25 protein-coding genes are annotated in these 26,609 nt (G+C 67.5%); 16 read left to right on the plus strand and 9 right to left on the minus strand.

The window, feature by feature from the left end:
• From CF68_RS38065 to CF68_RS05490, 14 genes are all read left to right on the plus strand, one after another.
• A partial coding sequence (locus CF68_RS38065; RefSeq protein ID WP_035816576.1) for a P-loop NTPase occupies positions 1 to 269 on the plus strand: 269 nt, incomplete at its 5' end.
• Positions 270 to 296: 27 nt separating this feature from the next.
• Positions 297 to 830 (plus strand): DUF3305 domain-containing protein, encoded by a 534-nt coding sequence (locus tag CF68_RS05430; protein WP_035816578.1) that lies wholly within the window; start codon positions 297 to 299, stop codon positions 828 to 830.
• Positions 831 to 857: 27 nt separating this feature from the next.
• Positions 858 to 1,451, plus strand: a complete 594-nt coding sequence (locus CF68_RS05435; RefSeq protein ID WP_035816579.1) for a DUF3306 domain-containing protein — start codon at positions 858 to 860, stop codon at positions 1,449 to 1,451.
• Between the two features lie 101 nt (positions 1,452 to 1,552).
• The gene (locus CF68_RS05440) at positions 1,553 to 3,718 is read left to right on the plus strand and encodes a 4Fe-4S binding protein (RefSeq protein WP_035816580.1); all 2,166 of its coding nucleotides are present in this window, start codon (positions 1,553 to 1,555) and stop codon (positions 3,716 to 3,718) included.
• Between the two features lie 35 nt (positions 3,719 to 3,753).
• Complete coding sequence (locus CF68_RS05445; RefSeq protein WP_035816581.1) at positions 3,754 to 4,386, plus strand: molecular chaperone; 633 nt, start codon at positions 3,754 to 3,756, stop codon at positions 4,384 to 4,386.
• Between the two features lie 198 nt (positions 4,387 to 4,584).
• Positions 4,585 to 4,809 carry a formate dehydrogenase gene (locus CF68_RS05450; RefSeq protein WP_035816582.1) on the plus strand — a complete coding sequence of 75 codons (225 nt, stop codon included), beginning with the start codon at positions 4,585 to 4,587 and terminating at the stop codon, positions 4,807 to 4,809.
• A gap of 72 nt (positions 4,810 to 4,881) precedes the next feature.
• Positions 4,882 to 7,914, plus strand: coding sequence for a molybdopterin-dependent oxidoreductase (locus CF68_RS05455; RefSeq protein ID WP_035816583.1), 3,033 nt, complete (start codon positions 4,882 to 4,884; stop codon positions 7,912 to 7,914).
• Positions 7,915 to 7,929: 15 nt separating this feature from the next.
• Entirely contained in the window at positions 7,930 to 8,607 is a 678-nt protein-coding gene (gene fdh3B / locus CF68_RS05460; protein WP_035816585.1) for a formate dehydrogenase FDH3 subunit beta, read from the plus strand.
• A complete protein-coding gene (locus CF68_RS05465; RefSeq protein WP_035816587.1) occupies positions 8,604 to 8,840 on the plus strand; it encodes a hypothetical protein in 237 nt (78 codons plus the stop codon). Before fdh3B ends, CF68_RS05465 begins: the two co-directional genes overlap by 4 nt.
• A 64-nt stretch (positions 8,841 to 8,904) precedes the next feature.
• Complete coding sequence (locus tag CF68_RS05470; protein WP_035816589.1) at positions 8,905 to 10,113, plus strand: formate dehydrogenase subunit gamma; 1,209 nt, start codon at positions 8,905 to 8,907, stop codon at positions 10,111 to 10,113.
• A gap of 33 nt (positions 10,114 to 10,146) precedes the next feature.
• Positions 10,147 to 10,536 (plus strand): hypothetical protein, encoded by a 390-nt coding sequence (locus CF68_RS05475; protein ID WP_035816591.1) that lies wholly within the window; start codon positions 10,147 to 10,149, stop codon positions 10,534 to 10,536.
• 63 nt (positions 10,537 to 10,599) lie between these two features.
• On the plus strand, positions 10,600 to 11,430 hold the full coding sequence (locus CF68_RS05480; protein ID WP_013957767.1) for a formate dehydrogenase accessory sulfurtransferase FdhD: 831 nt from the start codon (positions 10,600 to 10,602) through the stop codon (positions 11,428 to 11,430).
• A gap of 97 nt (positions 11,431 to 11,527) precedes the next feature.
• Complete coding sequence (dcd, locus tag CF68_RS05485) at positions 11,528 to 12,094, plus strand: dCTP deaminase (protein WP_010813843.1); 567 nt, start codon at positions 11,528 to 11,530, stop codon at positions 12,092 to 12,094.
• A gap of 149 nt (positions 12,095 to 12,243) precedes the next feature.
• Positions 12,244 to 14,517: an arginine/lysine/ornithine decarboxylase gene (locus CF68_RS05490; protein WP_035816594.1), complete on the plus strand. Its 2,274-nt coding sequence runs from the start codon at positions 12,244 to 12,246 to the stop codon at positions 14,515 to 14,517.
• Between the two features lie 63 nt (positions 14,518 to 14,580).
• Here the strand turns inward: CF68_RS05490 and CF68_RS05495 are convergent, their stop codons facing one another.
• The 3 genes from CF68_RS05495 to CF68_RS05505 form a co-directional block, all read right to left on the minus strand.
• The gene (locus CF68_RS05495; protein WP_035816596.1) at positions 14,581 to 14,997 is read right to left on the minus strand and encodes a type II toxin-antitoxin system VapC family toxin; all 417 of its coding nucleotides are present in this window, start codon (positions 14,995 to 14,997) and stop codon (positions 14,581 to 14,583) included.
• The gene (locus CF68_RS05500) at positions 14,984 to 15,220 is read right to left on the minus strand and encodes a plasmid stability protein StbC (protein ID WP_010813840.1); all 237 of its coding nucleotides are present in this window, start codon (positions 15,218 to 15,220) and stop codon (positions 14,984 to 14,986) included. The genes CF68_RS05495 and CF68_RS05500 overlap by 14 nt, the downstream gene beginning before the upstream one ends.
• A 261-nt stretch (positions 15,221 to 15,481) precedes the next feature.
• Positions 15,482 to 16,180, minus strand: coding sequence for a glutathione S-transferase family protein (locus tag CF68_RS05505; RefSeq protein ID WP_035816598.1), 699 nt, complete (start codon positions 16,178 to 16,180; stop codon positions 15,482 to 15,484).
• A gap of 126 nt (positions 16,181 to 16,306) precedes the next feature.
• Here CF68_RS05505 and CF68_RS05510 point away from each other — a divergent pair, with 126 nt between their 5' ends.
• On the plus strand, positions 16,307 to 17,221 hold the full coding sequence (locus tag CF68_RS05510; protein ID WP_035816600.1) for a LysR substrate-binding domain-containing protein: 915 nt from the start codon (positions 16,307 to 16,309) through the stop codon (positions 17,219 to 17,221).
• Between the two features lie 43 nt (positions 17,222 to 17,264).
• On the opposite strand, the gene CF68_RS05515 is transcribed toward CF68_RS05510, so the two are convergent.
• The 5 genes from CF68_RS05515 to CF68_RS05535 all read right to left on the minus strand — a co-directional run bounded on the left by CF68_RS05515 (position 17,265) and on the right by CF68_RS05535 (position 22,621).
• A complete protein-coding gene (locus CF68_RS05515; protein WP_035816602.1) occupies positions 17,265 to 18,998 on the minus strand; it encodes a TRAP transporter large permease subunit in 1,734 nt (577 codons plus the stop codon).
• Positions 18,995 to 19,537, minus strand: coding sequence for a TRAP transporter small permease subunit (locus tag CF68_RS05520; RefSeq protein WP_035816603.1), 543 nt, complete (start codon positions 19,535 to 19,537; stop codon positions 18,995 to 18,997). Before CF68_RS05520 ends, CF68_RS05515 begins: the two co-directional genes overlap by 4 nt.
• A gap of 192 nt (positions 19,538 to 19,729) precedes the next feature.
• The gene (gene argH / locus CF68_RS05525) at positions 19,730 to 21,142 is read right to left on the minus strand and encodes an argininosuccinate lyase (RefSeq protein WP_035816604.1); all 1,413 of its coding nucleotides are present in this window, start codon (positions 21,140 to 21,142) and stop codon (positions 19,730 to 19,732) included.
• 133 nt (positions 21,143 to 21,275) lie between these two features.
• Complete coding sequence (locus CF68_RS05530) at positions 21,276 to 22,028, minus strand: anti-sigma factor domain-containing protein (protein WP_035816605.1); 753 nt, start codon at positions 22,026 to 22,028, stop codon at positions 21,276 to 21,278.
• Positions 22,025 to 22,621, minus strand: coding sequence for a sigma-70 family RNA polymerase sigma factor (locus CF68_RS05535; protein WP_051591421.1), 597 nt, complete (start codon positions 22,619 to 22,621; stop codon positions 22,025 to 22,027). Before CF68_RS05535 ends, CF68_RS05530 begins: the two co-directional genes overlap by 4 nt.
• A 160-nt stretch (positions 22,622 to 22,781) precedes the next feature.
• Here CF68_RS05535 and CF68_RS05540 point away from each other — a divergent pair, with 160 nt between their 5' ends.
• Positions 22,782 to 23,408 (plus strand): ferritin-like domain-containing protein, encoded by a 627-nt coding sequence (locus CF68_RS05540; protein WP_035816609.1) that lies wholly within the window; start codon positions 22,782 to 22,784, stop codon positions 23,406 to 23,408.
• A gap of 102 nt (positions 23,409 to 23,510) precedes the next feature.
• Here the strand turns inward: CF68_RS05540 and ppc are convergent, their stop codons facing one another.
• Positions 23,511 to 26,549, minus strand: coding sequence for a phosphoenolpyruvate carboxylase (gene ppc, locus CF68_RS05545; protein WP_035816611.1), 3,039 nt, complete (start codon positions 26,547 to 26,549; stop codon positions 23,511 to 23,513).
• Positions 26,550 to 26,609 lie beyond the last annotated feature (60 nt).

The raw sequence follows: 26,609 nt of genomic DNA on the forward strand, positions 1-26,609 counted from the left end.
CGAACTGCGGCCACGTCGAGCATATTTTCGGACACGGCGGCGGCGAGAAGATGTGCGCCGACTACGGCGTGGACCTGCTCGGCAGCCTGCCGCTGAACCTGCAGATCCGCGAGCAGGCCGACTCTGGCCGCCCGACCGTGGTGGCCGAGCCCGACAGCCCGGTGGCCGAGATGTACCGCGCCATCGCGCGCAAGGTGGCGATCAAGGTCGCCGACAAGGCGCGCGACATGACCAGCAAGTTCCCGAGTATCGTGGTGCAAAACACCTGAGGGCGCGGCGCGCCGCGCGCAGCAACCATGGACAGCCAGCCTACCCCAGACCTGCCGGCACCCGGAGCCCGCCCCGCCGTCACCATGGCGGTGGTGATGCGCAAGGTCGCGCTGGCCAACCGCTGGCAGCCGTGGAAGTGGGAGCTGGACGCGGTGCTGCCGGATCTTGGCGAGTTCGGCACGCACCCCGTGTGCCTGGAGCATGACGCCCACGGCGCGCACTGGCTGTACCCGGGCTTTGAGGTGACGCTGTTCCGCGACCAGGGCGAAGGCTACTACCTGAACCTGACCTCGACCACGCCGTGCTGGTTCGTGCTGTGGCGCATGCCGGAGGATGACGGCGATGGCGAAGAAGCCCATCCGGTGCCGATGACCGTGACGCTGTCGTACAACGAGGCCGGCCGCTGGCTCGATGCCGGCGAGACCGTCGAGAACGTGCCGCTGGCGCCCGAGCAGCGCGAGTGGCTGCAGGCCTATGTCGACGAGCACTACCGGCCCGAGCCCAAGCAGCGGCGCCGGCCCGAATCCTTCAAGGCGCCGGAAGACCGCGCCCGCTACTGATCCTGACGACCTGAGCTTGCCCTGCCGATGAGCGATTCGTCCTTCCTGTCGCGCTGGTCGCGCCGCAAGGCCGCGGTGCGGGAAGGCATGCCCGTGCCGGCCGAACCGGCACCGCCGGCAGTTGTTGCCGACGCCGTCCCCGTGGCCACCGGGGCCGCGCCCGAAGGTCCGCAGGTACCGGCCCCGACGCTGGAGGACGTGGCGGCGCTGCGCCCCGGCGACGAGATCGCCCGGTTCGTGGCCCGCGGCGTGGATGAATCGGTCAAGCGCGCGGCGCTGAAGACGCTGTTCGCCGATCCGCACTTCAATGTGATGGACGGGCTCGACATCTATATCGACGACTACAGCAAGCCCGACCCGATCCCGCCGGAGATCCTGCGCCAGCTGCGCCAGGCCGAGACGCTGGGCCTGTTCGAGCCGACCGACGAGGAACGCGCGGCGGCACAGGCCGCGGCCGCTGCCGCGGGGCCTGTGGATGTACCGCCGGCGACGCCCGCCGAGTTCGCCGAACCCGGCGAGAGCGCCGACACTACGGACATACCCGCACCAGTCGAAACGCCGCAGCAAACGGTAAGTCAAAGCGCAGAACAGGGCCCGCAAGACCCGCATAAATGCGCGTAGCCCCGCAGGTGCAGCGCAGCCTACAATAGGCATCCCCACAATCCGCCGGCCCGCAGACCCCTCGCGAAGAAGGACGTCCGGACCGGTCAGCCGCATTCGCCATGCCGACGCTGATCTGCAACTGCAACGACACCATGCCGCTTGACGGGGCGGCATTGTCCGAAGCAACCAAGGACGCCAACCAGAGCCCCTTGAAGGTCCATCACCTGCTGTGCCGGCGCGAGATCGGCGACTTCACCGCCGCGCTCGACGGCACCGACGACGTCATCGTCGCCTGCACGCAGGAACGCCAGCTATTTACTGAAGTTGCAGCGCAAGCCGCGCAGGGCAGCGATGGCCGCCCGGTGGTGACCGCGCCGGTGCGCTTCGTCAATATCCGCGAGACCGGCGGCTGGTCACAGGGCGCCCGGCGCGACCCGAAGACCGCCAATGCCAAGATCGCCGCGCTGCTGGCCGTGGCCGCGCTGCCGGAGCCTGACCCGGTGCCGGTGGTGGATTACCGGTCCGACGGCGCGGTGCTGGTGCTGGGCCCGGCCCAGCGGGCGCTGCCGTGGGCTGAGCGGCTGGCCGCGATGCAGCTGGAGGTCACGGTGCTGCTGACTGGCAGCGACAGGCGTGAAGGCGCCGCGGCGCAGCCGGCGGCGCGCGCTTATCCGGTCCACAGCGGTCGGCTGGCCTCGCTGACGGGCTGGCTCGGTGCATTCGAGGCCAGCTGGGAGACCGGCGCAGGCCGCAGCAACCCGATCGACCTGGACCTGTGCACCCGCTGCAACGCCTGCATCGACGCCTGTCCCGAAGACGCGATCGATTTCAGCTACCAGGTCGACCTGTCGCGCTGCCGCTCGCACCGTGCTTGCGTGCGTGCCTGCGGCGCCGCCGCGGCGATCGACTTCGACCGCCCGCGGGGCACTGTGCAGGGGCGCTTCGACCTGGTCTTCGACCTGTGCGACACGCCCGCCTTCACCATGCACCAGCCGCCGCAGGGCTACCTGCACGCCGGCGCCGATGCCTCGCACCAGCAGGCCCAGGCGCTGATGCTGGCGGGGCTGGTGGGCGAGTTCGAGAAGCCGAAATTCTTCCGCTACAAGGAAAACCTGTGCGCGCATGGCCGCAACCAGACCACCGGCTGCACCGCCTGCATCGACATCTGCTCGACCGAGGCCATCGGCTCGCGCTGGCATGACGGCAAGGGACGCATCGAGGTCACGCCCAACCTGTGCATGGGCTGCGGTGCCTGCACTACCGTGTGCCCGAGCGGGGCCATCAGCTATGGCTACCCGGGGCCGGAGGTGACGGGCGCGCGCCTGAGGACGCTGCTGTCAGCGTACCGCCAGGCCGGCGCGCGCGATCCGGTGGTGCTGCTGCACGGCGAGGAATACGGCACGCCCGCGCTGCTGGCACTGGGCCGTTCCGCTCGTGGCGGCAAGGCCAAGGGCGTGCCCGCCAATGTGATGCCGTTGTCGCTGTTCCACCCGGCCTCGGCGGGGCTGGAGCTATGGCTTGCCGCGCTGTGCTGGGGCGCCAGCCGCGTCGCGGTGCTGCTGACCGGCGACGAGGCACCGCAGTACCGCACCGCGCTGCTGGAGCAGATCGCGGTCGGGCGCGCTCTGCTGGCGGGCCTGGGCTATGACGGCGAGGTGCTGTCGCTGGTCGAGGCCGCCGATGCGCCGGCGCTGGATGCCGGCCTGGCGGCGCTGCGCCCGGGCCGCAACGCAGTGCCGCCGGCGCCGTTCGGCCCCGTCGCGGCCAAGCGTGAGATGCTGGACTTTGTGCTGGACCACCTAGCGCGGCACGCGCCGGTGCCCGCGCCAAGCGTGCCGCTGCCGGCCGGCGCGCCGATCGGCGCGATCGCGGTGGATACGGGCAAGTGCACCATGTGCATGGCCTGCGTCGGCGCGTGCCCGTCGCAGGCGCTGCGCGACAATCCCGAGCACCCGGTGCTCAGCTTTATCGAGCGCAACTGCGTGCAGTGCGGGCTGTGCGAGAAGACCTGCCCGGAAGACGCCATCAGCCTGGTGCCGCGCCTGCTTGCCGGCGACGCGGCGCGCCGCCCTGTGACCCTCAACGAGACCCAGCCGTTCCATTGCGTCCGTTGCGCCAAGCCGTTCGGCACGGCGCAGATGGTGGAGTCGATGCTGGTGCGCCTGGCCGGCCATCCGGCCTTTGCCGGCGCCGCGGCCGAGCGCCTGAAGATGTGCCCTGACTGCCGCGTCATCGACATGATCGAGCGCGATACGGGAACCGCCACCGGCGCCACGCTGCGCTGACGGCGGCCGGGCCACCCAGGACAAATCATCACGACATGACAGATTTCCAGCCGATCCAGCTCACCGCCGCGCCGCCGGCCGACGATGCCGAAGACACCGCCCGCGCCGACCTCTACGGCCTGCTCGCCACGCTGTTCTACCACGCGCCCGACGCCGCGCTGCTGCACCACATTGCCGCCAACCGCGCCGTGGGCGATGACGCGAACACCGTGCTGGGCAAGGCGTGGAATGCGTTGTGCGATGCAGCATCGGAGACCACCGCGGCCGAGGCCGAGGAGGAGTACCGGCTGCTGTTCGTGGGCGTGGGCCGGCAGGATGTGTTCCTGTACGGCTCCTTCTACATGACCGGCTTCCTGAACGAGCGCCCGCTGGTGGCGCTGCGCGAAGACCTGGCCCGCTACGGCCTGGAGCGTCATGAAGATGTCAGCGAGACCGAGGACCATATCGCCACGCTGTGCGAGGTGATGCGCTTCCTGGTGGCGGGCGACGACCTGGCGGTGTCCAACCTGGGCGAGCAGCAGCGCTTCTATGCGCAGCACCTGCAGCCCTGGGTGGAGCGATTGTGCGATGCAGTGACGGCGCACCCGCAGGCGCGTTTCTATCGCAGCGTGGCCGGCTTGCTGGGCGCGTTTGCCGGCGTGGAGGCGGTGGCGCTCGAGATGCATTGAGCGCGGGCATTGAATATCGGCACGCTTGCAGGCTTCTTTAGCGCCGCGAGGCCAAGGCAGCCGCTTACACGAAAATGAGTTGGAAAGTAGGGAAAAACCCGCGCATATCATGGTCTTTCCTGCTAGTTGAATCTAGAATATGCATAACAACGCATAACGGCTAAATCCATCGGGCTTTGTCAGCCGAGGAGCCCCCACATGACAGAGAAGCAAACCAGGGTCGCGCGCCGCACGTTTCTCGCGGGCGCTGGAGTTGTGGCTGCCGCTACGGGCGCGGCCGCGCTGGCNGCGCTGACCGCGCGCGGTCCGGCCATGCCGGGCCAGGCCACGGCTCTACCGGAACCCACCGATCCTCCGTCGGACAGCAAGGGTTACCGGGTCTCTGACCACATCCGCAAGTACTACCGGACCACGCTGGTGTAGCTGCCCAGGGCGGTGTGGTCTGCCGCGCCGCCTGCAACCGGACGCAACCGGCGTCCGCATCTGAGGTGAGACATGATCTTGACCCGCAAACGCGCGGCGCAGGGCGCATCCGCCCGCCTCGCTGACGGCCTGGCCAACCGGCCTGAACATGCCGGCGCAGCCTCCGGCCGACTTTCGCAGCGGCTCGCGGCCAGCCTGGCCGGCGCGATGCCGACCATGGACCGCCGCAGCTTCCTCAAGCGCTCTGGCATCGGCGTCGGTGCCGGGCTGGCGGCCTCGCAGCTGACGCTGATCCGCAAGGCGGACGCCGCCGACGACAAGAAGGCAGCTGCCGACGGCAAGACCGGCATCGTGGTCAGGCGCACCGTGTGCGGCCACTGCTCGGTCGGCTGCGCGGTCGACGCGGTGGTGCAGAACGGCGTGTGGATCCGCCAGGAGCCGGTGTTCGATTCGCCCATCAACCTGGGCGCGCACTGCGCCAAGGGCGCGGCGCTGCGCGAGCACGGCCATGGCGAATACCGCCTCAAGTACCCGATGAAGCTGGTCAACGGCAAGTACCAGCGCATCAGCTGGGACCAGGCGCTGGACGAGATCACCGCCAGGATGAAGGAGATCCGCCAACAGACCGGCCCGGACTCGATGTTCTTCGTCGGCTCGTCCAAGCACAGCAACGAGCAGGCCTACCTGATGCGCAAGTGGGTGTCGTTCTTCGGCACCAACAACACCGATCACCAGGCGCGCATCTGCCACTCCACCACGGTGGCGGGCGTGGCCAACACCTGGGGCTACGGTGCGATGACCAACTCGTACAACGATATGCAGAACTCGAAAGCGGCTCTGTATATCGGCTCCAATGCGGCCGAGGCGCACCCGGTGTCGATGCTGCACCTGCTGCATGCCAAGGAGAGCGGCTGCAAGGTGATCGTGGTCGATCCGCGCTACACGCGCACCGCGGCCAAGGCGCAGCACTACGTGCGCATCCGCTCGGGTACCGACATCGCGTTCCTGTTCGGCATGCTGTACCACATCTTCGAGAACGGCTGGGAAGACCAGAAGTACCTGAACGACCGGGTCTATGGCATGGACAAGGTCAAGGAAGAGGTGCTGGCCAAGTGGACCCCCGACAAGGTCGAGGAAGTCTGCGGCGTGCCCGAGGCGCAGGTGAAGATGGTCGCCGAGATCATGGCCAAGAACCGCCCCAGCACGCTGGTCTGGTGCATGGGCCAGACCCAGCACACCATCGGCAACGCGATCGTGCGCGCCTCGTGCATCGTGCAGCTGGCGCTGGGCAATATCGGCGTGTCGGGCGGCGGCGCCAACATCTTCCGCGGCCATGACAACGTGCAGGGCGCCACCGACGTGGGCCCCAACCCGGACTCGCTGCCGGGCTACTACGGCCTGGCCACGGGCGCGTGGAAGCATTACGCCGCGGTGTGGGGCGTGGACTACGAATGGATCAAGAAGCAGTTCGTCTCGCAGGCGATGATGGAGAAATCCGGCACCACGGTGTCGCGCTGGATCGATATCGTCACCGAGAAGAACGAGCTGATCGACCAGGACAACAATGTGCGCGGCGTGTTCTTCTGGGGCCATGCCCCGAACTCGCAGACGCGCGGCCTGGAGATGAAGAAGGCGCTGGACAAGCTCGACCTGCTGGTGGTGGTCGACCCCTATCCGTCGGCGACCGCGGCCATGGCCAACATGCCGCCGGCCGAGGGCGACAAGGTCAACCCGAACCGCGCGGTGTACCTGCTGCCGGCCTGCACGCAGTTCGAGACCTCGGGCACGTGCACGGCGTCGAACCGCTCGCTGCAATGGCGCGAGAAGGTCATCGAGCCGCTGTTCGAGTCGATGCCCGACCATACCCTGATGCAGGCGTTTGCCGACCGGCTCGGCTTCGGCAAGGAGCTGTCGAAGAACATGAAGCTGATCGAGGTCAAGCGCGCCGGCCGCACCTGGATGGAGCCTGAGCCGGAATCAATCCTGCGCGAGATCAACGCCAGCAACTGGACCATCGGCTACACCGGCCAGTCGCCTGAACGGCTGAAGGCGCATATGCGCAATATGCAGATGTTCGACGTCAAGACGCTGCGCTGCAAGGCGGGCAAGGACCCGGTGACCGGCTACGACCTGAGCGGCGACTTCTTCGGGCTGCCGTGGCCATGCTACGGCACCCCGGAACTGAAGCACCCGGGCTCGCCCAACCTGTACGACACCAGCAAGCACGTGATGGACGGCGGCGGCAACTTCCGCGCCAACTTCGGCGTGGAGCGCGACGGCGTCAACCTGCTGGCCGAGGATGGCTCTTGCTCGCTGGGCGCGGAGATCACCACCGGCTATCCGGAGTTCGACCATGTGCTGCTGAAGAAGCTGGGCTGGTGGGACGACCTGACCGATGCCGAGAAGGCCAAGGCCGAAGGCAAGAACTGGAAGACCGACCTGTCGGGCGGCATCCAGCGCGTGGTGATGAAGAACCATGGCTGCCACCCGTTCGGCAACGCCAAGGCGCGCGCGGTGGTGTGGAACTTCCCCGACGCGATCCCGCAGCATCGCGAGCCGCTGTACTCAACGCGCCCCGACATGGTCGCCAAGTACCCAACCCACGACGACAAGATGGCGTTCTGGCGGCTGCCGACGCTGTACAAATCGGTGCAGCAGCGCAATATCGAGAACAAGGTCTATGAGAAGTTCCCGATCATCCTGACCTCGGGGCGGCTGGTCGAGTACGAGGGCGGCGGCGAGGAAACCCGCTCCAACCCGTGGCTGGCCGAACTGCAGCAGGAGAACTTCGTCGAGATCAACCCGCGCGCGGCGTCCGACCGCGGCATCCGCAACGGTGACTTCTGCTGGGTGAAGACGCCCACCGGGGCCCGCATCAAGGTGCGCGCGCTGGTGACCGAGCGGGTGGGGCCCGATACCGCGTTTATCCCGTTCCATTTCTCGGGCTGGTGGGAGGGCAAGGACCTGAAGGACTACTACCCCGCGGGCGCGATGCCGGTGGTGCGGGGCGAGGCGGTCAATACGGCAACCACCTACGGCTATGACGCGGTGACGATGATGCAGGAAACCAAGACCACCGTTTGCCAGATCGAGCGGTTTGCCTAAGGGCAGGGGAACATCATGGCACGCATGAAATTTATCTGTGACGCCGAGCGCTGCATCGAGTGCAACAGCTGCGTCACTGCCTGCAAGAACGAGCACGAGGTGCCCTGGGGCGTGAACCGGCGCCGCGTGGTCACCGTCAACGACGGCATGGTCGGCGCCGAGAAATCGATCTCGGTGGCCTGCATGCACTGTTCGGACGCGCCCTGCATGGCGGTCTGCCCGGTTGACTGCTTCTACCGCACCGAGGACGGCGTGGTACTGCACGACAAGGACGTCTGCATCGGCTGCGGCTACTGTTCCTACGCCTGCCCGTTCGGCGCGCCGCAGTTCCCGTCGACCGGCACCTTCGGCGTGCGCGGCAAGATGGACAAGTGCACCTTCTGCGCGGGTGGCCCGGAAAAGAACGGTTCGGAAGCGGAGTTCGAGAAATACGGCCGCAACCGCCTGGCCGAAGGCAAGCTGCCGCTGTGCGCCGAGATGTGCTCGACCAAGGCGCTGCTGGGCGGCGACGGCGATGTGATCGCCGACATCCTGCGCAACCGCGTGATCAAGCGCGGCACCGGCGGCGACGTGTTCGGCTGGGGCACTGCCTACGGCACCGCCAAGGGCGGCGCGGGCCAGCCGGCCCAACCGGCACAGCCGGCGCCCGCTGCACCGGCCGCACCCGCGGCCCCGGGAGGGCAAGCGTCATGAACCGCGTCCGCGTTGTTGCATTGCTGTCGCTGTGCGGCGTGCTGCTGGCAGCTTGCGGCGAAAAGCCGCAGACCATCGGCCCGTCGCACCGCAAGGCCGACGCCCAGGCCTTCCAGGGCGCCCCGGATGATCCGTTCGTGGCCAAGGGCTGGAAGCAGGGCGACAAGACCAGCTGGGACAACCAGATTCGCCAGCGCAACCAGTTGCAGAACGAGTACAACCGCACGCAATGAAGGCGCTGCAGCTGGGCCGCCCCGGCAGCCGGGCGCTGGCCCTCGACGATTCGAAGGAGTGCACATGACGCCGTCGCAGAATGCATGCCGCGCAGGCTGGCGGCGCTGGCTCAGCGCCGGCGCGCTGGCGCTGGCGGCCTTTGCCGGCACCGCCGCCGCACAGGCGCCGGCCTCGGCACCGCCGGCACCGGCCGCCGCGCAGGCCAGCGCCGACACCAACAACCCGGCCACGCACCCGGTCCAGCCGCTGGCCGGCATCGCGTCGGAAAACATCTTCAACGTGCCACGCCGCGACATCGCCGCCGAGGCGCAGGCGCAGAAGGGCCGCACCGTCGAGCAGCCCGGCAACAATGCGCCGGTCTGGCGCGAGGTCAATTCCGACCAGCGCCACTACAGCAGCCTGCCCGACAAGGAAGCCGGCGTGCTGATCCAGCGCACCGGGCAGCAATGGCGCCTGTTCCGCAACGGCGTCATCACCGTCTGGGGCGGCTGGCTGCTGCTGGTGGTGCCGCTTGCCATCCTGGGCTTCTTCCTGTGGCGTGGCACCATCCCGCTGCGCACGCCGCGCACCGGCCGCATGATCGAGCGCTTCACGCCGCTTGAGCGCATCGTCCACTGGACCATGGCGATCTCGTTCGTGGTGCTGGCGGTGTCGGGCATCGTGCTGCTGCTGGGCAAGCATTTCCTGCTGCCGCTGATGGGCCACATGCTGTTCGGCTGGCTGACCTACGTGCTGAAGAACCTGCACAACGTGATCGGCCCGATCTTCACGCTGTCGGTGATCGTGGCCTTCGTGGTGTTCGTGCGCGACAACCTGCCCAGCCGCGACGACGTGCACTGGGTGACCAGCCTTGGCGGCCTAGCATCCGGCAAGCATGTGCCGAGCGGGCGCTTCAATGCCGGCGAGAAGATGTGGTTCTGGATCGGCGTGTTCGTGTTCGGGCTGGTGCTGTCGGCCTCGGGTTGGGTGCTGGACATGATCGTGCCGGGCATGGACTACTACCGCGCGACCATGCAGATCGCCAACGTGATCCACGGGATCTCGGCCGTGCTGATGATCGCGATGGCGTGCGGCCATATCTACATGGGCACGGTCGGCATGGAAGGCGCCTACCGCGCCATGCGCGACGGCTGGGTGGACGAGGCCTGGGCCAAGGAGCACCACGAGCACTGGTACGACGACATCAAGTCGGGCAAGATCCCGGCCCAGCGTTCGGCCAGCCCGGAAGCCGCCGCGGGGCGCAACACCCGGCATACCCCAGGCGAAGCCTGAGGCCGGCGCCAACCAGACCATGCGGAACCCACCATGACGATGACACGCACCCTGACGCTGCTTGCCCTGTGTGCGGGCGCCACCTTTGCCACCGGCGCGCTGGCCAAGCTGCCGCCGCCGACCGAGGCCCAGCAGGCCAAGGCCGCCGAGACCAAGGCGCGCGCCGCCTGGGCCGACAAGGTCGCCGCCTACCAGTTGTGCCGCGCGCAGGACAAGACCGCGGCGCGTTACTTTGCCGAGCGCAAGACCCACGGCCAGGAAGCCCGCGCGCCGTCGCAGACCGCCGAATGTGCCGATCCGGGCCCGTTTGTGGTGCCGACCGCCGCTGCGCCTGCGCCCCCGGCACCAGCCGTGGCAAGCACCGCGGCCGAGGCCAAACCGGCCGCGGCCGGCGCGGTACAATCGCCTGCAAAGGCGCCGTAACCACAGCCCCACGCACGCCGCGCGCGGCGCGGGGCCCTCACCAGCAGTCCCGAGCCCCTCGTCATGACCCTGCGTCCCGAGCTTACCCAGGCAGCCGTTCCCCTGATCGAAGAGGTTGAAGTCGTCGACGAGCAGGGCCGCGTGCGCGCGGCCTACCTGCCGGGCGAGCGTCCGCTGACGGTCTACCTCGACAAGCGTGAGCTGGTCACGCTGATGACCCTGGGCGGCGCGCCCGAGCACCTGGTGCTGGGCTACCTGCGCAACCAGCGGCTGGTGGAATCGATCGAAGACATCGCCGCGGTGCAGGTCGACTGGGAAACCGAGTCGGCCGCCGTGACCACGCGCAACGGCGTGGACCGCATTGAGGAGCGCACCGCGCGCCGCGTGGTGACCACCGGCTGCGGACAAGGCACCGTGTTCGGCTCGCTGCTCGATGAAGTTGACAACATTCGCCTACCGGTTGGCGCCACGCTGGACCAGGACACCCTGTACGGCATTATCGACACCATCCGGCTGCAGCAGTCAGTCTACAAGCAGGCTGGCTCAGTGCACGGCTGCGCGCTGTTCCAGGGCACCGAGCTGCTGATGTTCATCGAGGACGTCGGCCGCCACAACGCCGTGGACGCCATCGCCGGACGCATGTGGCTGGAAGGCATGACGGGTAGCGACAAGATCTTCTACACTACCGGCCGCCTGACCTCCGAGATGGTGATCAAGGGCGCGCAGATGGGCATCCCGTTCCTGCTGTCGCGCTCGGGCGTGACGCAGATGGGCTACCAGATGGCCCGACGCGTCAACCTGACGCTGTTTGCGCGCTGCACCGGCAAGCACTTCCTGCTCTACACCGGGCGCGAGCGCTTCCACCACCGCCTGCCGGAAGACGCGGTGGCGTAAGCGGCACTTTACTGCTTGCGTTTGCTTGCAGGGGCGGGCCCCGATTGGTTGTACAATGCGGCGCACTCCGAGCCAGTGTGTTTACCCTCCCAACCTTATGAGCATCAAATCCGACAAGTGGATCCGCCGCATGGCGGAGCAGCACGGCATGATCGAGCCGTTCGCGCCAGGCCAGGTCCGGGAGCAGGACGGGCGCAAGATCGTCTCGTACGGCACCTCGAGCTACGGCTACGATATCCGCTGCGCCGACGAATTCAAGATCTTCACCAATATCAACAGCACCATCGTCGATCCGAAAAATTTCGACGAGAAGTCGTTCGTGGATTTCAAGGGCGATGTCTGCATCATCCCGCCCAACTCGTTCGCGCTGGCGCGCACGATGGAGTACTTCCGGATCCCGCGCAGCGTGCTGACCATCTGCCTGGGCAAGAGCACCTATGCCCGCTGCGGCATCATCGTCAATGTGACGCCGTTCGAGCCCGAATGGGAAGGCTATGTGACGCTGGAGTTCTCCAACACCACGCCGCTGCCCGCCAAGATCTACGCCGGCGAGGGTTGCGCCCAGGTGCTGTTCTTCGAGAGCGACGAAGTCTGCGAGACCTCGTATCGCGACCGGGGCGGCAAGTACCAGGGTCAGCACGGTGTCACACTGCCGAAGACCTGAGCGCATTACAATGCCGGCGTCTGCCGGTGCGGCTGGCCCAGAGCGGCCGCCACAACTGACGTGAGAGCCACATGTCGCCGTCGCGGGGAACCTCCCGCCGGCCATGTGGCTCAAGTCCTTTATGTCCTGCTTTCCATCAAGGATGCCCGATGAAATTCCGTTTCCCCGTCATCATCATTGACGAAGACTTTCGCTCCGAGAACATCTCCGGCTCGGGCATCCGCGCGCTGGCCGAGGCGATCGAGAAAGAGGGCATGGAGGTCATGGGCCTGACCAGCTACGGCGACCTGACGTCGTTTGCCCAGCAGTCCAGCCGGGCATCGAGCTTTATCGTGTCGATCGACGACGACGAGTTCACGCGCGAAGGCGACGACCAGCTCGAGGCCGCCGCGATCGAAAAGCTGCGCGCCTTCGTCGCCGAAGTGCGCCGCCGCAACTCGGACCTGCCGATCTTCCTGTACGGCGAGACCCGCACTTCGCGCCATATCCCCAACGATATCCTGCGCGAGCTGCATGGCTTCATCCACATGTTCGAGGACACGCCGGAATTCGTGGCACGCCACATCATCCGCGAAGCCAAGGTCTACCTCGACACGCTGGCGCCGCCGTTCTTCAAGGCGCTGATCGACTACGCGCAGGACAGCTCGTACTCGTGGCACTGCCCGGGGCACTCGGGCGGCGTGGCGTTCCTGAAGAGCCCGGTGGGCCAGGTGTTCCACCAGTTCTTCGGCGAGAACATGCTGCGCGCGGACGTCTGCAACGCGGTCGACGAGCTGGGCCAGCTGCTGGACCATACCGGCCCGGTGGCCGCGTCGGAGCGCAATGCCGCGCGCATCTTCAACTCCGACCACATGTACTTCGTCACCAACGGCACCTCCACCTCGAACAAGATGGTGTGGCATGCCAACGTGGCGCCGGGCGACATCGTGGTGGTGGACCGCAACTGCCACAAGTCGATCCTGCACGCGATCATGATGACGGGCGCGATCCCGGTCTTCCTGATGCCTACGCGCAACCACTACGGCATCATCGGCCCGATCCCGAAGAGCGAGTTCGACCCGGAAACGATCAGGAAGAAGATCGCCAACCACCCGTTCGCGAGCAAGGCCAAGAACCAGAAGCCGCGCATCCTGACTATCACGCAGGGTACGTACGATGGCGTGCTGTACAACGCCGAACAGATCAAGGAAATGCTGGCCGCCGAGATCGACACGCTGCACTTCGATGAAGCCTGGCTGCCGCATGCGGCCTTCCACGACTTCTATCGCAATATGCACGCGATCGGCAAGGACCGCCCGCGCAGCAAGGACGCGCTGGTGTTCGCCACGCAGTCCACGCACAAGCTGCTGGCCGGCCTGTCGCAGGCCTCGCAGATCCTGGTGCAGGATTCCGAGACGCGCAAGCTGGACCGCTACCGCTTCAACGAGGCGTACCTGATGCACACCTCGACCAGCCCGCAGTACTCGATCATCGCCTCGTGCGATGTGGCCGCGGCGATGATGGAAGCGCCGGGTGGCACCGCGCTGGTGGAAGAGAGCATCCAGGAGGCGATGGACTTCCGCCGCGCCATGCGCAAGGTCGAGGGCGATTATGACGACGGCAAGAACGGCGACTGGTGGTTTAAGGTGTGGGGCCCGGACGCGCTGATCGAAGACGGCATCGGCGACCGCGAAGAATGGATGCTCAAGGCCAACGAGCGCTGGCACGGCTTCGGCGACCTGGCCGACGGCTTCAACCTGCTCGACCCGATCAAGGCCACCATCATCACCCCGGGCCTGGACGTGGACGGCGAGTTCAGCGAACGCGGTATCCCGGCGGCCATCGTCACCAAGTACCTGGCCGAGCACGGCATCATCATCGAGAAGACCGGGCTGTACTCGTTCTTCATCATGTTCACCATCGGCATCACCAAGGGCCGCTGGAACTCGCTGGTGACCGAGCTGCAGCAGTTCAAGGACGACTACGACCAGAACCAGCCGCTGTGGCGTGTGCTGCCGGAATTCGTCGCCAAGCATCCGCAATATGAGCGCATGGGCCTGCGTGACCTGTGCGATGCGATCCACAGCGTGTACAAGGCCAATGACGTGGCCCGTGTGACGACGGAGATGTACCTGTCGGACATGGAGCCGGCGATGAAGCCGTCGGACGCCTGGGCCATGATGGCGCACCGCGAGATCGAGCGCGTGCCGGTCGACGACCTCGAAGGCCGCGTCACCGCCATCCTGCTGACGCCGTACCCGCCGGGCATTCCGCTGCTGATTCCGGGCGAGCGCTTTAACCGCACCATCGTGCAGTACCTGAAGTTCGCGCGCGAGTTCAACAAGCTGTTCCCGGGCTTCGAGACCGACATCCACGGCCTGGTCGAGGACGAGGTCGACGGCAAGAAGGCGTACTTTGTCGACTGCGTGAAGCAGGGCGGCTGAGCGCCAGTCAGCGTCCCGCTGACGTGAGCAGGGCCCCGCAATGCGGGGCCCTTTCTTTTGGGCCTAGGTGAACGGATTCAGCAGCATCGCGCCCGTGCCGCGGAAGTCCTCAACATTGCGCGTGACAATGGTCAGGTCGTGGATCAGCGCGGTGGCGGCAATGAACTTGTCCAATGCATGCTCAGGCCGCGGCGCGCGCAGCTGGCCCCAGACCTGGGCGACGTCGGCATCGACCGGCAACACCAGCCGGCCAAAATCGTCCAGCACGGTCGCCAGCCATTGCTCCAGCACCTCGGCCTGCGCCGTATCGCCGCGATGGCGGATCAGCGCTACGCCACGCTGGAGCTCGCCCACGGTCAGCGCCGACAGGTAGAGCGCGGCACCTTCCCGCGCCGCCTGCCGGAAGAATGCGCGCACGCCGGGGTTGGCGCGATCGCGCTTGCGCGTTTCGCTGATGACGTTGGTATCAATCAAATACACGCGGCGCCTCGCCTGGATTCTGGATCCGCTCGAAGTCGGCGTCTTGCCCGACGTCCGGGATGCTGGCCAGCACCTCGGCCAGGCTGCGCCGGCGCGTGCCGCCCAGCGCCTGCGCCAGGATGGCGCGGTGCTCGGCCTCGGCGCTGCGGCCGTTGGCGACGGCCCGCTCGCGCAGGCGCTGGACCAGGGATTCATCGATGCCACGAACGAGTAGTGTTGCCATCTTGACCTCCTCACCATCGGATGGAGGGATGATAGCATTGTTATCAGTGCGGCGGTCACGTATCGATGGCAGGCCATACATTGTGGCGGTGCCGGGCCGGTCAAAGGCTTTGGTGATTTGCATGGTGATCTCCTGGATCAAGTCGCTGAACGCAGGAGCCAGTCTGGGCCGCGCCGGGGCGCCGGTCGATGAGCCGATTCGCAATCGCGCGCCCGTCTCCCTCCCGCAACGCTCCCTTTCACAATACCGCCGCACCGTGGATCAGAGCTGCGCCAGGACTTCCCCCAGCGTGACATGGCCCTGGAAGCCGCCTTGGCTTTGCGCCGGCGCCTGCCGCTCGACGGCGTGGGCGAAGCGTACCGCCGGATTGGCTTCCAGCTGGTTGTAGAGGCGCTGCAGGTTCGGATAGTCCTCGCGGTTCAGCACTGCGTGGTACTTGGTCCAGCGGGCGATGCCGATGAAGTAGGCGTCGGCCACCGTGCGGTGCTCGCCAAGCAGCCACGGCCGGTCGCCCAGCATGGCTTCAAGTTCGGCATGCACGTTGCGGACTTCCGCCGCGCCATAGCGGGTCAGGGCCTCAAGTTCGGCCCCTTGCACGCCATGCTCCAGCGCGTACCAGAGCGGCGCGAAGGCGCTGAAAAAGCTGGTGTTGAGGTAGCCCAGCATCTGGTTGAGCCGGTCGAAATCCCGCGTGTCCTGCGCAAAGCCGAGCTTGCCGGCGATGCCGCGCGCGCCGATGTGGTTCATGATCGCCTGGCTTTCGCTGAGGAAGTTGCCTTGCGCGTCAATCAGCGTGGGCGTTTCACCAATCGGGTTGATGCGGCGGTAGGCGTCGCTGGTCACGATTTCCGGCATCTCGATGCGGCTCAGGCGATACGGTTCGCCCAGCCATTCAAGCGCGACGATCGAACCGAACGAGCAGCCAGAGGGGACGCCATAGAAGAGGGTGGTGGTAGGCATGGGAAGTTCTCCTGGTTTGGGTAGCTCCCGCCGATCGGGCATAGGGGAACTTTAGATGTGTGGACTTTGCGCGAGTAGTGGGCAAAAATCCGACCTATCGTCCACATGTGTAGACTTTGCGCCGTCATGCTGAACCTGAACGACCTGCGCTTCTTTGTCATGGCCGTGGCCAATGGCGGCTTTGCCGCCGCCGGGCGCGCGCTGGGCGTGCCCAAATCCACCGTCAGCAAGCGCGTGGCCGAACTGGAGCAGGCGCTGCAGGCGCGCCTGCTCTACCGGAGTTCGCGCAGCTTTACGCTGACCGATGCCGGCCGGGATTTCTACGAGCATGCGCGCGCGGCACTGATCGAGGCCGAGGCGGCGCAGGAGGCTGTGCAGCGGCGCGTGGCCGAACCCAGCGGCACGGTGCGCATCACGGCGTCGGTGCCTACCGCGCAGCAGTACCTGGCCATGCACCTGCCCGCGCTGGCCCGTGCCTATCCGCGCCTGCACGTGCAACTGGAGGTGTCCGACCGGAGGGTCGACCTGGTGCAGGAGGGCTTCGACATTGCCGTACGCAGCCATTTCGCGCCGCTGCCGGACTCGGGCCTGGTGCAGCGCCAGCTTGCAGTGGAAGAGATCGTGCTGGTGGCGTCGCCCGCCTACCTGTCGGGCCGCGGCACGCCGCAAGCGCCCGCGCAGCTGTCCGACCATGATGGGCTGCTGACCGGGGCCGCCGCCGGCACCTGGCGCCTGCGCGGGCCGGCCGGCACGGGTGCGGAAGTCACGCCGGTGCCCCGCATGACCGTGAACGAATCCGCCGTGCTGCTCGGTGCCGCCGTGGCGGGGCTGGGTATCGTGCCGCTGCCGCAGGAACTGTGCCGCGCGGCGCTGGCGGCCGGCGAACTGGTGCGCGTGTTGCCAGACTGGACCGCGGGCAGCGTGACCACCACGCTGCTGATGCCGGCGCGGCGCGGGCAGTTGCCCGGCGTCCGCGCGACGGTGGATTTCCTGGTGCAATGCCTGGCGCCGGCCAGCGCCGGGGCGCACGCGCGCCCATGAAAAAGCCCCGCATTGCTGCGGGGCCCTGGGTCTGCCATCCGGCTCAGTTCTTCTTTTCGAACTCGAACTGCGGTGTCGCGGGCTCAGGCGCCGGTGCCGTGCCTGGCAGTTCCAGCGAACCCGGCGGGGCAGCCGGTCCTGGCGCCGACGCCGGTTTCTCCGGCTCTGCGCCAAGCGGGATACTGACCTCTGCCGCGTTGCTGTGCTTGAGCGATCCCTTGTCCAGCAGCCCCGTCACCATGCCTGGCCAGAACATCACCAGCAGCACCATCACCATCTGCAGCCCGACCCAGGGCAGGGCACCCCAGTAGATGTCGGAGCTCTTTACTTCCTTCGGCGCGATGCCGCGCAGGTAGAACAGCGCGAAGCCGAACGGCGGGTGCATGAACGAGGTCTGCATGTTCACGCACAGCATCACGCCGAACCACACCAGCGCCGCCGTCGCCGCGGCCTCCGGGTTGCCGCCCATGGAGTCGGCCACCACCGGTGCCAGCACCTTGACCGCCACCGGCGCCAGCATCGGCACCACGATGAAGGCGATTTCGAAGAAGTCCAGGAAGAAGGCCAGGAAGAAGATAAACAGGTTCACCACGATCAGGAAGCCGATCCAGCCGCCTGGCAGCGAGGTGAACAGATGCTCCACCCAGGCGCCGCCGTCCACGCCCTGGAACACCACCGAGAAACAGGTGGAGCCGATCAGGATGAACACCACCATCGCGGTGAGGCGCGCGGTGGACTGGTAGGCATCGACGATCAGCAGGCGCAGCTCGGTCATCTGGCCGGCGCGCAGCAGCAGCCAGAGGATGACCAGGTACACCACCGCCAGCGGGATGCGGAACACGTGCGAGCCGAAGGCGAAGAAGCCCACCGCCGCGGCCACCAGCGTGGTGGCGATGCCGACGCGGTAGATCTGGCGGTCGATCCGGGTAAAGGCCTTGTCGCGGATCACGGCCAGCACCAGCGCGCCGACCGCGCCCATGGCGCCGGATTCCGTCGGCGTAGCAATGCCCAGCATGATGGTGCCCAGCACCAGGAAGATCAGCACCGCGCAGGGGATGATGCCGCGCAGGCATTTGCGCCACAGCGCCCAGCCGCGCAGCGTGCGCGCTTCGGCGGGAACCGGCGGCAGCCAGTCGGGCTTGAAGCGAGTCAGGAAGAAGGTGTAGAGCGCAAACAGCGCGATCTGGATCACCGACGGGCCCCAGGCGCCCAGGTACATGCTGCCCACGTCGGCGCTGCCCATCGGGGTCTTGAGCTGGTCGGCCAGCACCACCAGCACCAGCGACGGCGGCACCAGCTGCGTGATGGTGCCCGATGCGGCCAGCACGCCGGTGGCGTATTTCATGTTGTAGCGGTAGCGCATCATCACCGGCAGCGAGATCATCGCCATGGCGATCACCTGTGCGGCCACCGTGCCGGTGATCGCGCCCAGGATAAAGCCGACCAGGATCACCGAGTAGCCCAGGCCGCCGCGCACCGGGCCGAACAGCTGGCCCATGGAGTCCAGCATGTCCTCGGCCAGCCCGCATTTCTCCAGGATGGCGCCCATGAAGGTGAAGAACGGGATCGCCAGCAGCAGCTCGTTGGCCAGCACGCTGCCAAACACGCGGCTCGGCACGGCCTGCAGGAAGCTGATCGGGAAGTAACCCCATTCAATCGCCAGGAAGCCGAAGGCCAGGCCCACCGCCGACAGCGAGAACGCGACCGGGAAGCCGATCAGCATGAACAGCACCAGGCCGCCGAACATCATCGGCGGCATATATTCCAACGGAATCATTGAACCGGCCTCTCGTACTTGGATTCGATGCGCACCAGGCCCTTGAGGGCGGCGAAGCGCTTGATCAGTTCGGACACGCCCTGCAGCGTCAGCAGGGCGAAGCCGACGGGCACCACCAGCTTGATCGGGTAACGCGGCAGGCCGCCGGAATTGCCCGATTGCTCGAGGATGCGCCACGAGGGCAGGAACAGCGAATCCCACGACAGCCAGGTGAACAGCACGCACGAGGGCAGCAGGAACACGACGATGCCGAAGATGTCGATCCAGTGCTGCGCGCGTTCCGAGACGTTGCCGTAGATCAGGTCTACGCGCACGTGCTCATTGCGCTGGAAGGTGTAGGAGGTGCCGAACATCACGGCAATGGCAAACATGTACCACTGCAGTTCGAGTGGCCAGTTGTCGCTCAAGTTGAAGCCATAGCGCAGAAGGGCGTTGCCTGCGCTGATCAGGCACGACAGCAGGATCATGATGTTTGCAAGCCTGCCAGTGTGCTGATTCAACCTGTCGATCTGTCGTGACAGACCAAGCAAGTAATACATGGGTTGTCTCCCCGGTTTTTGCGGCGATTAGTTTATCTGTAACAAAATTCGCAGGCGCTAGGGGCTACTACCTACGGGGGCGACGAGATTGCGCCAGAATGGGGAATGCCAACAAAAAAAGCCACCGGGCTCGCGCCGCGGTGGCTTCTTCTTGCGTAAAACTTACGCGAAACTTACAAGGTGGGTCCGCTGTTACAGCGCAGCGCGTGCGGCCGCGATGGCGGCGCGCACCTGCGCCGGCGCCGTGCCGCCGATATGGTCGCGCGCGGCGACCGAACCTTCCAGCGTCAGCACCGCGTGCACGTCGTCGCCGATCAGCGCGGCCTTGTCGCCCAGGCCCGAGACCTCGCGCAGCTCGGCCACGCTCAGGTCGGCCAGGTCGCACTGGCGGCTGTCGCAGGCACGCACCGCGTGGGCCACGGCTTCGTGGGCGTCGCGGAAGGGCAGGCCCTTCTTGACCAGGTAGTCGGCCAGGTCGGTGGCGGTGGCATAGCCCTGCAGCGCGGCGGCGCGCATCGCCTCCGGCTTGACGGTGATGCCCGGCACCATGTCGGCAAAGATGCGCAACGTGTCCACGACGGTATCAACCGTGTCGAACAGCGGCTCCTTGTCTTCCTGGTTGTCCTTGTTGTACGCCAGCGGCTGGCCCTTCATCAGCGTCAGCAGGCCGATCAGGTGGCCGTTGACGCGGCCGGTCTTGCCGCGCGCCAGTTCGGGCACGTCGGGGTTCTTCTTCTGCGGCATGATCGAGCTGCCGGTGCAGAAACGGTCGGCGATGTCGATAAAGCCCACGCGCGGGCTCATCCACAGCACCAGCTCTTCCGAGAAGCGCGACACGTGCGTCATCACCAGCGCGGCGGCGGCGCAGAATTCGATGGCGAAGTCGCGGTCCGACACGGCGTCCAGCGAGTTGCGGCACACGCCGTCGAAGCCCAGCTGCTGCGCCACGAACTCGCGGTCGATCGGGTAGCTGGTGCCGGCCAGCGCGGCCGCTCCCAGCGGCAGGCGGTTGACGCGCTTGCGGCAGTCGGCCATGCGCTCGGCGTCGCGCGTGAACATCTCGTTGTAGGCCAGCAGGTGGTGGCCGAAGGTCACCGGCTGCGCCACCTGCAGGTGGGTGAAGCCGGGCAGGATGGTGTCGGCGTTCTGTTCGGCCAGGTCCAGCAGCGCGGCGCGCAGCGCGCCCAGCAGCACCATGATGTTGTCGATCTCGCTGCGCAGCCACAGGCGGATGTCGGTGGCGACCTGGTCATTGCGCGAGCGGCCGGTGTGCAGGCGCTTGCCGGCATCACCGACCAGCGCGGTCAGGCGCGCCTCGATGTTCAGGTGGACGTCTTCCAGGTCCAGCTTCCACTCAAAGCCGCCGGCCTCGATCTCGGCCTTGATCTGCGCCATGCCGCGCTCGATCTCGGCGCGGTCGGCCTCGGCGATGATGCCCTGCTTTGCCAGCATGGCCGCGTGGGCCAGCGAGCCCTGGATGTCGAACAGGGCCAGGCGCTTGTCGAAGAACACCGAGGCGGTGTAGCGCTTCACCAGGTCGGACATCGGTTCGGAGAAGCGGGCGGACCAGGCTTCGCCTTTCTTGGCAAGTTGGGAGGTGGACATGGACGTCGGCTGCAGTGGCTCGCGCGGGCAGGCGCCGGCGTGTGGACGGCGGCAGGCGCGAGAAATTGGGAAACGGCGATTATATCGCCCGCCGGCCCGCTGGCGGCGCTGGCCGGCACGCCAGCGCCGATCATCAGAGCCGGCTGTGGATCACAGGCCCCTTGAATACCACCGGGCCGCTCGGGCCATCGGCATTGGGCGAGCCGCCCGGCGGCTCGATGCTGACCGCCAGCGCGGGCACCGCCGCGGGCAGTTGCTCCAGCACCAGCCGGGCTTCGGGTGCCCGGCCGATCACGCCAAGCGACTGCGGCTTGCCACGCGCAGGCAGCGCCCACAGCTGCAATACCTGCTGGTCGCTCAGGGCCAGGTGATCCAGGCGGCGCACGATCAGGCTGCGTGCGCCGGCATCCCACGACACCAGCATCGCAGGCTGGGCACGGTCGTCATTCAGCACGGCGACGACCTCGGCCGGCGCCGTCTGATCCTGCCGGGCCAGCTGGATGCCGATGCCGACGGCCAGCACCGCCACCATGGCCATTGCCGCCGCGGCGCCACGCCAGAACACCGGGGCCGACCACAGGCGCTGCCACCAGCCGTCCGCGGGGCGGGTGTCAGGGGCCGGGCGGTTCGGCTGACTGGGCGGATCGGCCACCTTCCAGCCGAGGCGATCCTCGATCCCGCACCACACCTTATCGACCGGCTCGGCGGCCGCCTGCAACTCGGCCACGCCCGCCAGCCGCGCCTGCCAGCGGTGGATCGCGGCGCGCACCGCGGGCTCTTCGCGCGCGAGTTGTTCCAGGCGGCGGCGTGCGCCGCCGCGCAGCACCCCCAGCGCGTACTGTGCGGCGATGCGGTCGAGCAGGTCGGGATGGCTGGCCAGCTTCATGCCGCGCCCTCCATGCAGCTGCGCAGCCGCTCCAGGCCGCGCCGGATCCAGGACTTGACCGTCCCCAGCGGCGCGCGCAGGCGGGCGGCCAGCTCGGCGTGGCTCAGGTCCTGCAGGTAGGCCAGCATGATGGCCTGGCGCTGCGGCTGCTCGAGGCGCTGCAGGCAGCGGTTGAGCGCGCGTGCCTGCTGGCTGGCATCGGCCAGTTCCGCGGGGCCGGCCGCGTCGTCGGCCAGCCATTCGCCCAGGTCTTCGTCAAGCTCGACCGTCTGCCCGACGCGTGCCGCGGTTGCCCGGCGCAGGCAGTCCAGCGCGCGGTTGCGCACGATCGCGGTCATCCAGGTCATCGGCGCGGCCAGGTGCGGCCGGTAGTCGCCGGCGTGGTGCCAGATGCTGACAAAGCTTTCCTGCACGACATCCTCCGCCCAATCACGCCTGCCAGTGATACGCAGCGCAAGGCCAAACAGTTTCGTCGCGGTGAGGTCATAGAGGCCGCGCAGCGCCTGCCGCTCGCCGATGGCCACGGCCTGGAGCAGGGCCGCAAGGCGCTCGGCGCCGGGCGGCGCGGCGTAGGTTTCGGCGGAAGGGGACACCGGAGAAGGGGGCACCGGGGCGTCTCGCGAAAGGGTGTTGCCGGATTATAGGCACGACCTTGCATCCGATTGGCTCCGCCGTGCGTATCAGGTGGCAGGCGCACGATGGCGGCCCCGGGCCGCGGGCCGCGGCGCCGTTGATCCCACACAGGAGAACACCATGGAACGCATGCGCACGACTGCCGCCACGACAGACCCGACCGATTCCCGCGACCGCATTGTGACCGCGCCCGATGCGCGCCGCCGCGGGCTGCTCAAGGCGCCGGGGCTGTTCGCGCTGGGCTCGCTCGCCGTCATCAGCCTTGGCGAGTCCATGCCGGCCTGGGCGCAGACCCAGTCGGGCAGCACCCGGGACGACATCAATATCCTGAACACCGCGCTGGGGCTGGAATACCAGGCGATCGCCGCCTACCAGGTGGGCGCGGAAAGCGGCCTGCTGCAAAAGCCGGTGCTTGCCACCGCGGTCAAGTTCCAGGACCACCACAAGGCGCACGCGCAGGTGCTGGCGGGGACAGTGTCGAAGCTGGGCGGCACGCCGGTGGTGGCGAAGAAGGCGTCGGAATACACCTTCCCGACTGACCAGCTGAAGACCCAGGCCGATGTGTTGCGCTTTGCAGCGGGGCTGGAGAAGGGCGCCACTGCCGCCTACCTGGGCGTGCTGCCGAACTTCCACAACCGCGAACTGACCCGCGCCGCCGGCAGCATCCTCGGGGACGAGGCGATGCACTGGGCGGTGCTGCTGCACGTGCTGGGTGAAGATCCGGTGCCGGGGGCGTTTGTGGGGTGAGGGGTCAGACTGGCGCCATGTGAAAAAGCTGGCGCCCGATGTGGACGCGCCCCTCTGCCGCAAGCGGGAGAGGGGCGCAAACCGGCAGCACTCTGACGCCAATCAGCCCGTATTGCGCAGGCCCGCCGCGACCCCGTTGATGGTCAGGTGGATGCCGCGCCGCACCCGGATGTCATCGCCATCCTTGGCCGAACGGAAACGCTTGAGCAGCTCGACCTGCAAGTGGTTCAGCGGGTCGAGGTAGGCAAAGCGGTTCTTGATCGAGCGCGCCAGCAGCGGGTTGTCCGCCAGTCGTTCCTGGTGGCCGGTGACCAGGGTCAGCATCTCGCAGGTCAGGTGCCATTCCTTGCTGATGCGGTTGAACACGGTGCGGCGCAGGGCCGCGTCGTCGCACAACTGGGCGTAGCGCGAGGCCACGGCCAGGTCGGTCTTGGCCAGCACCATGTCCATGTTGGACAGCAGCGTCGAGAAGAACGGCCAGGTCTTGACCATGCGGCGCAGCGTGGTCACGGCCAGCTTGCGCGCCTTGTCGTCCGGCGCGGTGTCCAGCAGCGACTTGACCGCGCTGCCGAAGCCGTACCAGCCCGGCAGCAGCAGCCGACACTGGCCCCACGAGAAGCCCCAGGGGATCGCGCGCAGATCTTCGATGCGGCGGTGCTTCTTGTCCATCAGCTTGCGCGAGGCCGGGCGCGAACCCAGGTTCAGGTCGGCGATCTCGGTGATCGGCGTGGTGGCGAAGAAGTAGTCCTTGAAGCCCGGGGTCTCGTAGACCAGGTCGCGGTAGGCGGTGAAGGCGCGGTCCGACAGCTGCTGCATCACGGCCTCGAACATGTCGAGGTCCCTGGGTGCGTTCTGCTGAGGCAACAGCGAGGCTTCCAGCGTGGCCGCGACCACCGTTTCCAGGTTGCGCCGGCCGATCTCGGCGTTGGCGAACTTGCTGTTGATGATCTCGCCCTGCTCGGTCAGCCGGATCTGGCCGTTCACGGTGCCCGGCGGCTGCGACAGGATGGCATCGTAGGTCGGGCCGCCGCCGCGGCCGACGGTGCCGCCGCGGCCGTGGAACAGGCGCAGCTTGACCTGGCGCTGCTCAAACAGCTGCACCAGCGCCAGCTCGGCCTTGTACAGCTCCCAGGTGGAAGTCAGGAAGCCGCCGTCCTTGTTCGAGTCCGAGTAGCCAAGCATCACTTCCTGCTCGACGCCATGGTGCGCGATTACCGAGTCGAAGCCCGGCAGGTCCAGCAGCGACTGCATGATGCCGGCGGCGTTGCGCAAGTCCTCGATGGTCTCGAACAGCGGGATCACCATCAGCTCCATGCGCGCCGGGTCGGTCTTGCTGCCCAGCGTGCCCTGCAGCATGCCGGATTCCTTCTGCAGCAGCATCACTTCGACCAGGTCCGACAGCGTCTCGGTGTGCGAGATGATGTAGTTGCGCGCAATGCGCTTGCCATAGCGCGCGCGCAGCTCGCGCGCGGCGGCGAAGATCGCCAGTTCCTTGCGGGTCTGCTCGGAATACTCGTGCCACGGCAGCGTCAGCAGGCGCGGCTGGCGCAGTTCGGCCAGCAACAGGTCCAGCTTGCGCGCCTCGGGCAGGGCGGCGTAGTCGGGGGCGATGCCGGCGGCGGCGAACAGCTCGGCGATGACCGCCTCGTGCACGTCCGAGACCTGGCGCATGTCGACCGATGCCAGGTGGAAGCCGAACACGCCGATGGCGCGCGCCAGCGCGTCGATGCGGCCATTGGCCAGTGCCTGGCCATGGTTGGCGCGCAGCGAGTCGATTACCAGCTGCACGTCGGCGGCAAAGGCCTCGGCGCTGTCATAGGGCTCGGCCGGCGCCACCGGGCGGCGCGGCACGGCGTGGCCGGTCAGCGCCTTGCTGGTTGCGGCCAGGCGCGCGTAGATGCCGATCAGCGCGCGGCGGTAGGGTTCGTCGGCGCGATGCTCGGAGTGGTCGGGCGAGCGCTCGGCCAGCGCCAGCAGTTCCGGGCTGGCGTCGACCATCAGCGTCGACATCGACAGCTCCGCGCCCAGCGCATGGACTTCATCCAGGTACCAGTCGATGATCATCTGCCCCTGCTGGCTGGCGGCGTGCTCAAGCGTCTCGGCGGTGACGTTGGGGTTGCCGTCGCGGTCGCCGCCGATCCAGGAGCCCATCTGCAGGAACGGCGCCAGCGGCGCCGGCTGCGCTCCTGGGGTGCCCTTGCGCTTGCGCGTGGCCGGGAACACCGCGGCGATGTCTTCTTCCAGCTCGCTCATCAGCTGCGGGATGCCGCGCAGGAAGCAGGTGCGGTAGTAGGACAGCGCATTTTCGATCTCGTCGGCCACCGTCAGGCGCGAATCGCGCAGCATGCGGGTCTGCCACAGCGTGGTGACCTTGGCGCGCAGCTGCGCGGTGTTGTGCTCGCGCTCGCGCGCGGTCATCGGCAGGTCGCGCTCGGCCAGCAGGCGGGCGATCTCGCGCTCGGCGTCCAGAATGCTCTTGCGCTGGACTTCGGTCGGGTGCGCGGTCAGCACCGGCACGATCAGGGCCTCGTCCAGGAACTTGCGCAGCTGCTTGCCGGTCACGCCGGCGGCGTCGATCGCCTCCAGCGCGTGCGCCAGGCTGCCCGCCTGCGGCGGCGAGCCGGCCAGCGCGTGCACGCGGCGGCGGCGGTTGTGGTGCTGGTCCTCGGCGATATTGGCCAGGTGTGAGAAATAGCTGAAGGCGCGCACGACCTGGTTGGTCTGGTCGCGCGACAGGCGCTTGAGCAGACGGTCCAGCTCCGCGCCGGCGGCGCGGTCGTTCTCGCGGCGGAAGCGCACCGCGGTCTGGCGGATGGTCTCGACTACCTCGAAGGCGGCGTCGCCCTCCTGTTCGCGCAGGCATTCGCCCAGCAGGCGGCCCAGGAAGCGGATGTCCTCGCGCAGCGGCACGTCCTTGTCGGCGGTGCGGCGGGAGGTGGGGGCGATGGTGGTTCCGTTGCTCGACACGATGGAAAGCTTGGGCTTGGGAGAGCGTTTGGTCCCGCTGCGGGTGGCGGGGCGTTTCGGTTCGGTTGTGGATGCGCCGTTTGCGTCACCTTGGCCGGCGCCGAGGGCAGGGCTTTGGTCTTTCGCAGCCGGGGCGGTCCGCCGGCCGTTGGGGCGCGCAGCATGCTGCGTCATGCAATCTCCTCGTTCTGCTTCTCTAAGCTTATCTATTGGTGCGGAGGGGCTATTGGGTCG

It is taken from the genome of Cupriavidus sp. SK-4 (assembly GCF_000611125.1).
Lineage (GTDB): Bacteria > Pseudomonadota > Gammaproteobacteria > Burkholderiales > Burkholderiaceae > Cupriavidus > Cupriavidus necator.

Excerpts from the sequence above, each read along its gene's own strand:
- CF68_RS05500 (WP_010813840.1), bottom strand. The coding sequence starts at position 15,220 with ATGGCAACACTACTCGTTCGTGGCATCGATGAATCCCTGGTCCAGCGC.
- CF68_RS05440 (WP_035816580.1), top strand. The coding sequence starts at position 1,553 with ATGCCGACGCTGATCTGCAACTGCAACGACACCATGCCGCTTGACGGG.
- CF68_RS05540 (WP_035816609.1), top strand. The coding sequence starts at position 22,782 with ATGGAACGCATGCGCACGACTGCCGCCACGACAGACCCGACCGATTCC.
- argH (WP_035816604.1), bottom strand. The coding sequence starts at position 21,142 with ATGTCCACCTCCCAACTTGCCAAGAAAGGCGAAGCCTGGTCCGCCCGC.
- dcd (WP_010813843.1), top strand. The coding sequence starts at position 11,528 with ATGAGCATCAAATCCGACAAGTGGATCCGCCGCATGGCGGAGCAGCAC.
- CF68_RS05505 (WP_035816598.1), bottom strand. The coding sequence starts at position 16,180 with ATGCCTACCACCACCCTCTTCTATGGCGTCCCCTCTGGCTGCTCGTTC.
- CF68_RS05475 (WP_035816591.1), top strand. The coding sequence starts at position 10,147 with ATGACGATGACACGCACCCTGACGCTGCTTGCCCTGTGTGCGGGCGCC.
- fdh3B (WP_035816585.1), top strand. The coding sequence starts at position 7,930 with ATGGCACGCATGAAATTTATCTGTGACGCCGAGCGCTGCATCGAGTGC.
- CF68_RS05435 (WP_035816579.1), top strand. The coding sequence starts at position 858 with ATGAGCGATTCGTCCTTCCTGTCGCGCTGGTCGCGCCGCAAGGCCGCG.
- CF68_RS05530 (WP_035816605.1), bottom strand. The coding sequence starts at position 22,028 with ATGAAGCTGGCCAGCCATCCCGACCTGCTCGACCGCATCGCCGCACAG.
- ppc (WP_035816611.1), bottom strand. The coding sequence starts at position 26,549 with ATGACGCAGCATGCTGCGCGCCCCAACGGCCGGCGGACCGCCCCGGCT.
- CF68_RS05445 (WP_035816581.1), top strand. The coding sequence starts at position 3,754 with ATGACAGATTTCCAGCCGATCCAGCTCACCGCCGCGCCGCCGGCCGAC.
- CF68_RS05520 (WP_035816603.1), bottom strand. The coding sequence starts at position 19,537 with ATGTATTACTTGCTTGGTCTGTCACGACAGATCGACAGGTTGAATCAG.
- CF68_RS05480 (WP_013957767.1), top strand. The coding sequence starts at position 10,600 with ATGACCCTGCGTCCCGAGCTTACCCAGGCAGCCGTTCCCCTGATCGAA.
- CF68_RS05490 (WP_035816594.1), top strand. The coding sequence starts at position 12,244 with ATGAAATTCCGTTTCCCCGTCATCATCATTGACGAAGACTTTCGCTCC.
- CF68_RS05515 (WP_035816602.1), bottom strand. The coding sequence starts at position 18,998 with ATGATTCCGTTGGAATATATGCCGCCGATGATGTTCGGCGGCCTGGTG.
- CF68_RS05455 (WP_035816583.1), top strand. The coding sequence starts at position 4,882 with ATGATCTTGACCCGCAAACGCGCGGCGCAGGGCGCATCCGCCCGCCTC.
- CF68_RS05470 (WP_035816589.1), top strand. The coding sequence starts at position 8,905 with ATGACGCCGTCGCAGAATGCATGCCGCGCAGGCTGGCGGCGCTGGCTC.
- CF68_RS05430 (WP_035816578.1), top strand. The coding sequence starts at position 297 with ATGGACAGCCAGCCTACCCCAGACCTGCCGGCACCCGGAGCCCGCCCC.
- CF68_RS05510 (WP_035816600.1), top strand. The coding sequence starts at position 16,307 with ATGCTGAACCTGAACGACCTGCGCTTCTTTGTCATGGCCGTGGCCAAT.
- CF68_RS05465 (WP_035816587.1), top strand. The coding sequence starts at position 8,604 with ATGAACCGCGTCCGCGTTGTTGCATTGCTGTCGCTGTGCGGCGTGCTG.